12 protein-coding genes are annotated in these 11,690 nt (G+C 70.6%); 7 read left to right on the plus strand and 5 right to left on the minus strand.

Features of this window, described 5'->3' with window-relative positions:
• From Q4F04_RS12570 to Q4F04_RS12580, 3 genes are all read left to right on the plus strand, one after another.
• The coding region (locus tag Q4F04_RS12570) for a pseudouridine synthase (protein WP_303370165.1) at positions 1 to 963 on the plus strand (963 nt) is incomplete at its 5' end.
• Positions 964 to 994: 31 nt separating this feature from the next.
• Entirely contained in the window at positions 995 to 1,897 is a 903-nt protein-coding gene (rpoH, locus tag Q4F04_RS12575; protein ID WP_303370166.1) for an RNA polymerase sigma factor RpoH, read from the plus strand.
• Between the two features lie 243 nt (positions 1,898 to 2,140).
• Positions 2,141 to 3,163 carry a hypothetical protein gene (locus tag Q4F04_RS12580; RefSeq protein WP_303370167.1) on the plus strand — a complete coding sequence of 341 codons (1,023 nt, stop codon included), beginning with the start codon at positions 2,141 to 2,143 and terminating at the stop codon, positions 3,161 to 3,163.
• A 25-nt stretch (positions 3,164 to 3,188) separates the two neighbouring features.
• Here Q4F04_RS12580 and Q4F04_RS12585 read toward each other — a convergent pair whose 3' ends face one another.
• Both Q4F04_RS12585 and ychF read right to left on the minus strand, forming a co-directional pair.
• Positions 3,189 to 4,253: an AbrB family transcriptional regulator gene (locus Q4F04_RS12585; protein ID WP_303370168.1), complete on the minus strand. Its 1,065-nt coding sequence runs from the start codon at positions 4,251 to 4,253 to the stop codon at positions 3,189 to 3,191.
• A gap of 183 nt (positions 4,254 to 4,436) precedes the next feature.
• Positions 4,437 to 5,534 (minus strand): redox-regulated ATPase YchF, encoded by a 1,098-nt coding sequence (gene ychF, locus Q4F04_RS12590; protein ID WP_303370169.1) that lies wholly within the window; start codon positions 5,532 to 5,534, stop codon positions 4,437 to 4,439.
• Positions 5,535 to 5,656: 122 nt separating this feature from the next.
• Between ychF and trpA the strand changes: the two genes are divergently transcribed.
• From trpA to Q4F04_RS12610, 4 genes are all read left to right on the plus strand, one after another.
• Complete coding sequence (trpA, locus tag Q4F04_RS12595; RefSeq protein ID WP_303370170.1) at positions 5,657 to 6,502, plus strand: tryptophan synthase subunit alpha; 846 nt, start codon at positions 5,657 to 5,659, stop codon at positions 6,500 to 6,502.
• Between the two features lie 111 nt (positions 6,503 to 6,613).
• The gene (locus Q4F04_RS12600) at positions 6,614 to 7,123 is read left to right on the plus strand and encodes a GNAT family N-acetyltransferase (protein WP_303370171.1); all 510 of its coding nucleotides are present in this window, start codon (positions 6,614 to 6,616) and stop codon (positions 7,121 to 7,123) included.
• A 79-nt stretch (positions 7,124 to 7,202) separates the two neighbouring features.
• On the plus strand, positions 7,203 to 7,922 hold the full coding sequence (locus Q4F04_RS12605; RefSeq protein ID WP_303370172.1) for a molecular chaperone DjiA: 720 nt from the start codon (positions 7,203 to 7,205) through the stop codon (positions 7,920 to 7,922).
• Between the two features lie 69 nt (positions 7,923 to 7,991).
• Positions 7,992 to 8,426, plus strand: a complete 435-nt coding sequence (locus Q4F04_RS12610; protein WP_303370173.1) for a hypothetical protein — start codon at positions 7,992 to 7,994, stop codon at positions 8,424 to 8,426.
• Here the strand turns inward: Q4F04_RS12610 and Q4F04_RS12615 are convergent.
• The 3 genes from Q4F04_RS12615 to Q4F04_RS12625 are packed head-to-tail and all read right to left on the minus strand — an operon-like array spanning position 8,423 to position 11,621.
• Positions 8,423 to 10,576, minus strand: coding sequence for an exonuclease domain-containing protein (locus Q4F04_RS12615; protein WP_303370174.1), 2,154 nt, complete (start codon positions 10,574 to 10,576; stop codon positions 8,423 to 8,425). The two genes, Q4F04_RS12610 and Q4F04_RS12615, sit on opposite strands and share 4 nt — an antisense overlap.
• A complete protein-coding gene (locus Q4F04_RS12620) occupies positions 10,573 to 10,938 on the minus strand; it encodes a response regulator transcription factor (RefSeq protein ID WP_303370175.1) in 366 nt (121 codons plus the stop codon). Before Q4F04_RS12620 ends, Q4F04_RS12615 begins: the two co-directional genes overlap by 4 nt.
• Positions 10,935 to 11,621: a sensor histidine kinase KdpD gene (locus tag Q4F04_RS12625; RefSeq protein ID WP_303370176.1), complete on the minus strand. Its 687-nt coding sequence runs from the start codon at positions 11,619 to 11,621 to the stop codon at positions 10,935 to 10,937. Before Q4F04_RS12625 ends, Q4F04_RS12620 begins: the two co-directional genes overlap by 4 nt.
• Positions 11,622 to 11,690: the final 69 nt, after the last annotated feature.

Consider the following 11,690-nt stretch of genomic DNA (forward strand, 5'->3'; position numbering starts at 1 on the left):
GCGGCCCTGTCACGCTCGCGCATCGGCAAGCTGATCGCCGATGGCGCCGTGCAGGGACCCGAGGGGCCGGTGCGCGACGGCAAGGCCCGTCCGCTGCCGGGCGACTACATCATCACCATCGGCGCGCCCGAGCCGATCGACGCGCAGCCCGAGGCGATCCCCCTGAACGTCGTCCACGAGGACGATGCGCTGATCGTCATCGACAAGCCCGCGGGGATGGTGGTCCATCCCGCGCCCGGCTCGCCCTCGGGCACGCTGGTCAACGCGCTGCTGGCGCATTGCGCGGGCAGCCTGTCGGGGATCGGCGGCGCGGCCCGGCCGGGGATCGTCCACCGGATCGACAAGGACACCTCGGGCCTTCTGGTCGTCGCCAAGACCGACCTTGCCCACCACGCGCTGGCCCGGCAGTTCGAGGACCACTCGGCCGCCCGCCGCTATCTTGCGCTGGCCCATGGCACTATCGATCCGGCCGACCCGCGCCTGCGCGGCCTGCCCGGCGTCAGCTTCGAACCCGGCGGCGTCCTGCGGATCGCGACAAAGCTGGGCCGCCATCCGACGGACCGCCAGCGGCAGGCCGTCAGCATGACCCATGGCCGCCATGCCGTCACCCGCGCCACGATGCTGGAAAGCTATGGCACCCCACCCGCCGCGATGCTGGCCGAGTGCCGGCTGGAAACCGGGCGCACCCACCAGATCCGCGTCCACTTGGCCCATTGCGGGCTGGGCCTGATCGGCGACCCGGTCTATGGCGGCGCCCGCCGCGCCTCGGCCCGCGCCCTGGGCGATGCCGCCGCAGCGGTCACAGGCTTCCCCCGGCAGGCGCTGCACGCCGCGCATCTGGGCTTTGCCCATCCGCAGGACGGGCGCTGGCTTGCATTCGATAGTGAAATACCCGCCGATATGCAGGCGCTGGTTGCGGTCCTGCGCGGAACCCCGCCTTCGGGCGCAACGTTCCCTGAATGATCCCGCCAGCGTCATCACACAGGAAAGGACAATGGCAAATTATACAAGGCTTCCGGCACCCAGCCCGGAACAGGGCCTCAACCGCTACATGCAGGAGATCCGCAAGTTCCCCCTGCTGGAGCCGCAAGAGGAATACATGCTGGCCAAGGCCTGGGTCGACCACCAGGACTCCGAGGCCGCGCACAGGCTGGTCACGTCGCATCTGCGGCTGGCCGCCAAGATCGCCATGGGCTATCGCGGCTACGGGCTGCCCCAGGGCGAGGTCATTTCCGAGGCCAACGTCGGGCTGATGCAGGCCGTCAAGCGTTTCGACCCGGAAAAGGGCTTCCGGCTGGCCACCTATGCGATGTGGTGGATCCGCGCCTCGATCCAGGAATACATCCTGCGGTCCTGGTCGCTGGTGAAGATGGGCACCACGAGCGCGCAGAAGAAGCTGTTCTTCAACCTGCGGAAAGCCAAGGCCAAGCTGGGCGCGCTTGAGGAAGGCGACCTGCGCCCCGAGAACGTCCGCCAGATCGCCACCGACCTGAACGTGACCGAGCAGGAGGTGATCGAGATGAACCGCCGCCTGTCGGGGGGCGACGCCTCGCTGAACGCGACGATCGGTTCGGCGGACGGCGATTCGACCGCGCAATGGCAGGACTGGCTTGAGGACGAGACCGCCAATCAGGCCGCGGACTATGCCGAGGCGGATGAATTGGACACCCGCCGCTCGATGCTGCTGTCGGCGATGGACGTCCTCAACGACCGCGAACGGGACATCCTGACCGAGCGCCGGTTGCGCGACGACCCGATGACGCTGGAGGCATTGTCCGAACGCTACGGCGTCTCGCGCGAGCGCATCCGCCAGATCGAGGTCCGCGCCTTCGAAAAGCTGCAGGAGCGGATGCGGCGCCTGGCCAGCGACCAGGGCATCCGGATCGCCGAGGAATAAGGGCGGGCCGCCGCGCCGGCCCCCTCCGCCGCGCGGGGGGATCGGGGGCCTGTTCCATGTTCAGCGCTGGCCCCGGGGGCGTAAAGCCCCTTGGCGGCTTGCCCGCCGCAGCTCCCTCGCGATCGCGTCACTCGCATCTCGCGCACGGCTCTGGACGCAGGCTGCTGAATCGGCACATTCTTGCCGAAACCCCGCCCCGTTCCTGACGGACTGGCGCACCCACAGGAAAGGGCTTCCGCGACCGTGACCGCACTGACGCAGTTCCAGCGCCTCGAGGCGACCGGCGTCTGGCGGCCGAACCCGTCCGAGCGGCTGCGCGACGTGATCGTGTCCTTCGGGGACGCCACGCTGATCCTGCGCGACCCCCGGTCCGAGGAACCCTTGTCCCACTGGTCCCTGCCCGCCGTCACCCGCCTTAACCCCGGCCAGATGCCCGCGATCTTCGCGCCGGGCGCGGCCGAGCAGGACGAGGTCGTCGAGATCGGCGACACCCTGATGGTCGATGCGATCGAGCGCGTCCATTCCGCCATCGCCGCCAGCCGCCCGCATCCCGGACGCCTTCGTGGGGTGCTGCTGTGGTCGCTGATCGGCGCGGTGGCGCTGGCGGGCATCGTCTGGCTGCCGGGCGCGGTGATCGCCCATGCCGCGCGGATCGCCCCCCCGGCGCAGCGGACGGCGGTGGGGCTGTCGATCCTTGCCGACATGGGGCAGACGACCGGCGCGCCCTGCGACCGGCCCTCGGGCGCGGCGGTGCTGGACCGGCTGTCGGCGCGGCTTCTGGGACCCGAGGGGCGCATCGTGGTGCTGCCCGCGACGATGCGGGGCGCACGCGCCCTGCCCGGCCGGATCATCGCCATCGGCGACGACATGATCGCAGGCGAGCCGGGGCCGCAGGTGGCGGCGGGCCATGTCCTTGCGGCGGACCTCGTGGCCGCCGGGGGCGATCCGCTGCGCAAGGTTCTGGACCAGGCGGGGCTGCGCGCCGCGATCTCGATGCTGACCTCGGGCGAATTGCCCCCCCGCGCCATCGCGGGCCAGGGAACCGCGCTGCTGCTGCGCCCCGCCCCGCGCCCGGACGAGGATGCGCTGCTGGACCGGATGCGCGAGGCGGGCGTGCCCAGCGAACCCTATGCCCGTTCGCTCGATCCCAGCGGCGAGACGGTGCTGACGCTGATCGAGGCCGACCCGTTCCGCGCAAACCCGCCGCCCGAGCCGCTGATGTCGGATGGCGAGTGGGTCCAGCTTCAGCAGATCTGCTCGCGCTGATCCGGCCTGCGCCACGGAACAGGGATCATCCCCCGCGGCCTGTGTTGCGGAACCACAGCGGGCTGACGAGATTGAGGCCGAGGATACGCAGGATGTGATGCGCGCCCACGAAGGCCGGTTCGAGGTTCAGCACCAGCGCCATCGCCGCCATCGCCTCGACCCCGCCCGGCGCATAGGCGAGCCATAGCTGCCCGAAGGGCAGGTCCAGCGCCCATGCGCCCCCGGCCGCGAACATCGCCGAGACCGCCAGCGCCAGCAGGATGCTGACCGCCGCGCCCGGCACGGTCTGCGTGACCGTCTGCAGGGTCGTTCCCCGGAACCGCGCGCCGATCACCGCCCCCGTGGCGATGAAGCCGAAGATGACAAGCGGCTGCGGAAACCCGCCATGCACCAGGCCCGTTGCATGCAGCGTGGCGCTGATGGTCATGGCGGCCAACAGCGTGCCCGCCGGGACATGCAGCCTGTTCAGCAGCGCCGCCGCGGCGCCGCTGGCAAGGAAGACCGCCAGCGCCTCGGGGGCTGAATTGACGGGCCGCGGCGGCAATGCCGCGCCTTCGGCCTGCCCGCCGCCATTCAGCAGCGACAGGATCGGCGGCATCAGCGCCACCAGCGTGAAGACCCGCAGGCTCTGGGCCAGGATGACGCGCGGCAGGTCGGCGCGGCTGTTCGCGGCGATGATCGCGACCGAGGAAAACGCCCCCGGCATCGAGGCGAAGCGCGCCGTGGTCCGGTCCCAGCCATGGACGCGCTGCAGATAAAGGCTGGACACCCCCATGGTCGCGCCGATCGAGGCCACCAGCATCGCGACGCTGCCCGGCCATGCCGCGATCTCGGCAACGATGCCGGGCGTCACGCTCGACCCGATCGAGATGCCCAGAAGCAGGAAGGCGATCTCGCGCAGGGCCCGGTGCAACTCGACCGGCAGGCCCGCGACCGCCGCCAGCGCCGTGGCGACCATCGCCCCCATCAGCCAGGCCGCCGGCAGGCCGAGCGCCGCGAACAGCCATGCGCCGAAACCCGCGATGGACAGCGTCGCCAGATCCCACCCGAACCGCCGCAAGCCGGGACGGAAGAACATGGGTCGCGGCATTTCCGGGATGTCCTTTCGCTCGACTTCAGGGCCGCCGGACTTGCGTTGCGGGCGCTTCAGCCTCTGCCGGGATACGGACCCGCGGGCAAGCCCCGCCGGCTGCCGGGCGTCCGGAAAGCACGGTTGCCGCCTTGGGCCGGGATGGCAGTCTGTCCGGGCAGACTGCCGCCCACCATCCCCGCCTCAGGCGTTGAACAGGAAATGCAGCACGTCGCCGTCCTTGACCTCATAGGTCTTGCCCTCGACGCGGAACTTGCCGGCCTCGCGCGCGCCCGCCTCGCCCTTGCCCGCGACATAGTCGTCATAGGCGATGGTCTCGGCGCGGATGAAGCCCTTTTCAAAGTCGCCGTGGATCACGCCCGCCGCCTGCGGGGCCAGCGTGCCGCGGGTGATCGTCCAGGCCCGCGCCTCCTTGGGACCGACGGTGAAATAGGTCTGCAGGCCCAGCAGCGCGTAGCCTGCGCGGATCAGGCGGTCGAGGCCCGCTTCCTCAAGACCCATCTCGGACAGGAACATCTGCGCCTCGTCTGCGGGAAGCTGGCTGATCTCCTCCTCGATCCGGGCCGAGATGACGACATGGCCTGCGCCCTGCGCCTTGGCCATCCGGGCGACGGCCTCGGAAAAGGCATTGCCGCTGGCCGCGTCCTCCTCGGCCACGTTGCAGACGTAAAGCACGGGCTTGGCGGTCAGAAGCTGCAGCATGTCCCAGGCCTTGCGGTCGTCCTCGGCCACCGTGACGGTGCGGGCGGGCTGGCCCGCCTCCAGTGCGGCCTGTGCCTGCTTCAGCAGGCGTTCCTGCGCCGCGGCCTCCTTGTCGCCGCCCTTCAGCTTGCGCTGCAGGTTCGCCATCCGCCGCTCGACCGACTCCAGATCGGCGATCATCAGCTCGGTCTCGATGGTCTCGGCGTCGGCCACGGGGTCCACGCGGCCCTCGACATGGGTGATGTCGCCGTCCTCGAAGCAGCGCAGGACATGGGCGATGGCGTCCACCTCGCGGATGTTGGCAAGGAACTGGTTGCCGAGGCCCTCGCCCCGGCTCGCGCCCTTCACCAGCCCGGCGATGTCCACGAAGGTGATGCGGGTCGGGATGATCTGCTTCGATCCGGCGATCCCGGCCAAGGCGTCGAGGCGCGGGTCTGGCACGGCAACCTCGCCCACGTTCGGCTCGATGGTGCAGAAGGGGAAGTTCGCGGCCTGCGCGGCGGCGGTGCGCGTCAGGGCGTTGAACAGAGTGGACTTGCCCACGTTCGGCAGCCCGACGATACCCATGCGAAAGCCCATTGTCTCACCCCTTCCAGCGATGGGAGGCTATCTAGGTCACGCGGGCGGGGCCGTAAAGCGCAGCCGCTTCCCCTTTGCGGCCGCTGCCGGTAAAGCTGCATCAACGCAGGAAAGGCCCCGGCATGAACAGCGAACCCAAGACCCAGACCCCCGCCGAGGCCACGCGGCCGCAGACCCGCATCGACCGGCTTTTCGCCCGGCTGGGGGAAAGGAACCGCAAGGCCTTTGTCACCTACATCATGGGTTTCGACCCGGACCGCGACGCCTCGCTGCAGATCATGCGCGGGCTGCCCGCTGCTGGCGTGGACATCATCGAGCTGGGCATGCCCTTCACCGACCCGATGGCGGACGGCCCGACCATCCAGGCGGCGGGCCAGCGGGCGCTGGCGGCGGGCGGCACGATCAGCGGCGTGCTGGAGATGGTGCGCGCGTTCCGCCAGTCGGACAACGAGACGCCCGTGGTGCTGATGGGCTATTACAACCCGATCTACGCCCGCGCGGGCGGGGTCGAACGCTTCCTGTCGGACGCCGCCGAAGCGGGGGTGGACGGGCTGATCGTCGTGGACCTGCCGCCCGAGGAGGATGCCGAGCTGTGCATCCCCGCGCAGGAAGCCGGGCTGAACTTTATCCGCCTTGCGACGCCAACGACCGACGACCGGCGGCTGCCCGCGGTGGTGCGCAACACCTCGGGCTTCGTCTATTACGTCAGCGTGACCGGCATCACCGGCGGGCCGGCCGCCGACGCCGCCGAGGTCGCCCCCGAGGTCGCCCGCATCCGCAAGGCGGCCGGGCTGCCGGTGGTGGTCGGCTTCGGCATCTCGACGCCCGAGGCGGCCGAGGCGGTGGCGCGGGTCGCCGACGGCTGCGTCATCGGCTCGGCCATCGTGAAGCAGATCGCCGAGGGCAAGCCGGTGGCGCAGGTGCTGGATTTCGTGCGCGGGCTGGCCGAGGGCGTGCACCGGGCCTGAGCGGGTGGCACGGATTGCAGCCGCATGGGGGCTTCGCCCCCGTCGTTCTGCGAACGACTCCCCCAGGATATTTTTTCGAAGAAGATGAGGCTTGAGGGGTCTGGAATAGCCATGTCGGGGCCTTTCGTGATCCGGGATGCGGGGGCAGAGGATGCCCTTGGCATCGCGGCGATCTGGAACTCCGTCATCCGCGACACCGCCATCACCTTCTGGCCCACCGAGCGCAGCGAGGACGAGATCGCCGCGATGATCGCCCAGCGGCAGGCGGCGGGTCACGCCTTCCTGATCGCCGCCACCGCCGCAAGCGTGGCGGGCTTCGCCACCTGCACGCAGTTCCGCGGCGGCGCGGGTTACGCGAAGGCGCTGGAACATTCGATCCACGTTGATCCCGCACATCGGGGCATGGGGCTGGGCACGGCGCTGCTGGCGGCGGCCGAGGATCACGCCCGTGCCGGCGGGGGGCGGATCATGATCGGCGGGATCACCGGCTCGAACCAGGGTTCGCTGCGCTTTCATGAACGCCACGGTTACGCGCGATGGGGCTTCATCCCCGCTGCCGGCTGGAAATTCGGGCAGTTCCATGATCTGGTGCTGATGGGCAAGGACCTGTCTGCCCCGTGACCTTCGGCAGTGCCGTCGCGCATGGCCCGCATGCCTGCGGCCCTTTCGCACAGGTCTGCGCTCGGCTAGGCTGGACGTCATGGACGATTTCGCGATCACCACCGCCCAGGCCCCGCCGCACCTGCCCCCGCCCCGCGGGTTCTGGCAGCGCATCGGCGACCGCCTTGCCGCGCTGATCGGGCGCAACCGCGCGGTCGTGCCGCCGGAACGGTCCGTCGCCTTCACCATCGGGGTGATCGCGCTGGGGGCCAAGATCGCCAAGGCGGATGGCCGCGTCGCCCGTGAAGAGGTCGCGGCCTTCCGCCGCATCTTCAAGATCCCCCGGTCCGAGGAACGCCATGCCGCCCATGTCTTCGACCTTGCCCGCAAGGACGTGGCCGGGTTCGACCTGTGGGCGGAACGGCTGGCGCGGCTGTTCCCGCCCGGCGATCCGGTGCTGGTGGACGTGCTGGACGGGCTTTACGTCATCGCAACCTCGACCGAGCACGAACTGCACGAAGGCGAGCAGGTGTTTCTGGACGAGGTTGCCCGCATCTTCGGCATCTCGCCCGAGGATCACGCCGCCATCCGCGCCAGCCGCCTGCCCGGCCAGCCGCGCTGCCTGCCCTGCGAGGTGCTGGGCATCTCTCCCGGCACGCCGCTGCCCGAGGCGCGGGCGCGGTACCGCGACCTGATCCGCGAAAACCATCCCGACCGCGCGCAGGCCCATGGCCTGCCGCCCGAGGCGATCCGGCTGGCCGAATCGCGCACCCGCGCCATCAACGAGGCCTGGGCCGCCTGGCGCGCGCAGTTCGGCTGAGGGACCGGCGCGGGAACCCCTGGCCTGCCCCGGCGGTTCGCCTTCTGTTGCCATCACAGGACCGCCCGCATGATCCGCTTCGCCCTGACCGCCGCGATGCTTCTTCCCGTTGCCGGGGCAGCCATGGCGCAGGATTCGCCGTGGCAGATGCCGCGCGCCGATGAGCCGCCGGCGGGCGAGGCGCGTCCCTATGAACTGCCGGACTCGGAACCGGGGCTGCTGGACAATTTCTTCAACGACCTTCTCAGCCGGGCGCAGCCGCATCTGCAGGGGCTTGCCCGCGACATGAGCGGGCTGATGCAGGACTACCGCCCCGTTTTCGAAGAAATGTCGAAGCTGATCGACGACCTCGGCAATTACGAACTGCCACCCGAGCGGCTGCCGAACGGCGACATCATCATCCGCCGCAAGCCCGGCGCACCCCCGCCCCCGCAGCCCGAGAACGTGCCGGACCTTGCCCCCCGGATCAACCCCGTCCCGCCGGGCGCAGGGATCGAGCTTTAATACCGCAGCCGCGCGAATTGCGACTGGTCCGAGGCCGCCCGCGCCTGCCCCAGCGTCACGATGCCCTGCCGCGCCAGCAGCGGGATCATGCGCCGGAACACCTCGGCCGTGGCCAGCGCATCGCCCAGCGCGGTGTGGCGCCCGCCGATCCGAACCCCCAGCCGGGCGGCGATGGCTTCCAGGCTGTGGCTTTCCTCGGCCGGGTGCAGGACGCTCGACAGCAGCAGCGTGTCCAGCACCGGATGGTCAAAGCGCAGGCCGGTCGCCCGTTCCTTCATCTGCAGGAAACGCAGGTCGAAGGCCACGTTATGCCCGACCAGCACGCTGCCCTCGGCAAAGCGGTGGAAGACCGGCAGCGCCTCGGCGATGGTCGGCTGGCCCTGCACCATGTTCTGGCGGATGCCGTGGATGGCAGTGCCCGCTTCCGGGATCAGGCGCCGGGGATCGACAAGCTGGTCGATCACCTCGCCTTCCAGGATGCGGGTGTTGAGGATGCGGACGGCGCCGATCTGGATGATCTCGTCCCCGCCCGCGGGATCAAGGCCCGTGGTCTCGCAGTCGAAGACGGTGAAGGACAGTTCCACAAGCGGGCGACTGTCCGCCGCCTCGCCCTGGCCGGCGGCGAACAGGTCGAAGTCGTAGAACTCGGGGCGGCTGCCGGGCTTGGCCTCGGCCAGGACCGTCTCGACAGCGGCAAGCGGCAGCAGCATGCGGAAGAAGGATCGCCCGGTGTCGGGATTGCGGCCGACCCAGATCTCGCCGCCGTGTCGCTCGATCACGTCGCGGACCGACACCGTGCCCGGCACGCCGTCGATCGGCTCGTCCGGCATCGTGCTGAGCGCGCGCGGGTCCACCGGGGGGATGCCTTCGCGCACCACCCAGTCGAGGTCCAGATGCGCGTGACGCCCGGCGCGGTTCAGCCGCAGCCACAGCACCGGGTCGTGGCGCAGGTGCAGGATGCGGCGGGCGAGGTGATCCAGCGCACCGATCAGCCCGAAGCTGTCAATCCGCAACCACAGTTCCGCCTCGGGCGCCGAGGTGGTGATCGGCGCCCCCGCCGTCGCCTGCAGCCTGCGGACGGCCGCCGCCATCAGGTCGCTGCCCAGCATGTCGTGCAGGGGCCAGCGGGCGGCAAGCTCATGCGCGGCCTCGGCATCGTCGGCCAGCAGCCGCTCGCGCATCTGCGCGATCTCGTCGCCCAGAACGGACAGGAAGCGCTGGCGGTCCTCGGGCGACAGGTCGGGGTAGTCCAGCATCTCCAGCGCTGCCTGCAGGTTGGCGATGGCGGCGCGGCTGCGTTCCGTCATCCGCAGCAGCGCCCGGTCGCGCCGCGCCTGCCGCTGCTGGTCCTCGGTCACGTCATTGACCAGCAGCACATAGCCGCGCAATCCCCGCCCCCCGCCCTCGGCATGGCTCACGGGCGCAAGGCTCACGCGCAGCAGATGCCCGTTGTCCGAGGTGGTGACGACCTGCGCGACCGAGGCGCTGGCGGGCACCCCCCGCGCGATCCGCCCTTCGACGGTTTCCAGCGCATGGGCAATGGCCGCGGGGTCCAGCACCGCATGGATCGACCGGCCCAGCGCCACCCTGTCCGCGCCGACCGCCAGCCGCCCGGCCAGCTTCCGCATCCGCGCGTTGTAAAGCAGGATGCGCCCGTCGCGGTTGCAGACGGCGACGGCGTGATCCAGTTCGTCCATCAGGGCCGCAAGCTGGTCGCGCTGTTCGGCGACGCTGCGGCTTGCCTCGTCGACCAGCCGCGCCATCTCGGCCTGCAGCTCGCGCCGCTCGGCGACGAGCCGCTCGATCTCGGACCCCAGGGCGCGGGTCGCCCGGGTCGTCATGACGTCTTCGGGCAGGCTGGCGGCATCTTCCTGGGCGGCAAGGATGCGGGTCGCGGCCAGCAGCCGCTCGGGGCCGAGGACCAGGCGGTCGTAAAGCTGCCGCACCAGCCAGCCCGCAAGGGCCGCGGCGATCAGCCACCACAGCACCAGAAGCATCCCGTGGCTTTGCAGCGCCACCCGCCAGGTCGCCCGAAGGGCAGCGCTGCGCGGTCCCAGCGCCAGCAGGAACACCACCGCGCCCAGCACGACCCACAGCGCAAGCGCGGCCCCCGGCGCAAGAACCGCCGCCACGAGGCCGCGCCGCCTCATCCCAGAAGCTCGCGCACCCGCGCGATCAGGTCGCGGGTGGAAAAGGGCTTGGGGACATAGGCATCCGCACCCGCGCCGATGCCGCGCGCCATGTCGGGCGCTCGGGCCTTGGCGGTCAGCATCAGGATGCGGGTCGCGGCGATCTGAGGGTCGGCGCGCACGGCCTCGCAGACCTCGAATCCCGACATGCCGGGCATCATCGCGTCCAGCAGCACCAGCGCGGGCCGCTCGGCGCGGATCAGGTCCAGCGCCTGCGCGCCGTCGCGGGCGACCAGCACGCGATGACCCTCGCGCTTCAGCATGAACTCAAGCGAGATGACGATGTTGGGCTCGTCATCGGCGATCAGGACGCTGTGGGTCATGACGCCCCCTCGGCCAGGGGCAGGGACAGGGCAAAGCGGGCGCCCCTGTCGGAAGGCTCGACCGACAGGCTGCCGCCATGGCGCCGGGCGATGCGGCGGCTGACCGGCAGGCCGAGGCCCGTGCCCGTCTGGCCCAGGCGGTGGAAAGGCTGGAACACCGCCTCGCGATCCTCGGGCGCGATGCCGGGACCATTGTCGGTGACGCGGATGGTCACGCGGTCCCCATCCGCAGCCAGGGCAAGGGCGACATGCCCGCCCTGCCCCGGCGCGGCCTTCGCCGCGTTCGACAGAAGGTTCAGCAGCACCTGCAGCAGCCGGTCGCGGTCGCCCCTGATTTTGGGCGCAATTGCCGGCAGGTCCAGCGACAGTTCGACGCCGCGTTCCCGCATCAGCCCGGTGGCAAGCCGCGCGGCCTCGGCGGTCAGGGCCAGGGGGTCCAGATCCTCCATCCGCCACTCGGCCTCGGCCGATCCGATCCGCGCCGCCTCCAGCACCTCGTCGACCAGCCGGCCCAGCCGGCGCGATTCATCCGCGATGATGGACAGGAAGCCGCGCCGCTCGTCCTCCTCCATCCCCGGCGTGTCGAGCATCAGTTCCGCCAGCGCCCGGATCGTGGTCACGGGGGTCCGCAACTCGTGGACCATCGCGGCGACGGTTTCCTCGGTGAACATCCCGGCGCTCATGCGACCAGCCTGAAATGCTGGATCAGCCAGCCGCGGAAATCGCGGACGATGGCCAGCGCCTGCTTCAGC

The sequence above is a fragment of the Paracoccus sp. (in: a-proteobacteria) genome (assembly GCF_030536915.1).
GTDB lineage: Bacteria > Pseudomonadota > Alphaproteobacteria > Rhodobacterales > Rhodobacteraceae > Paracoccus.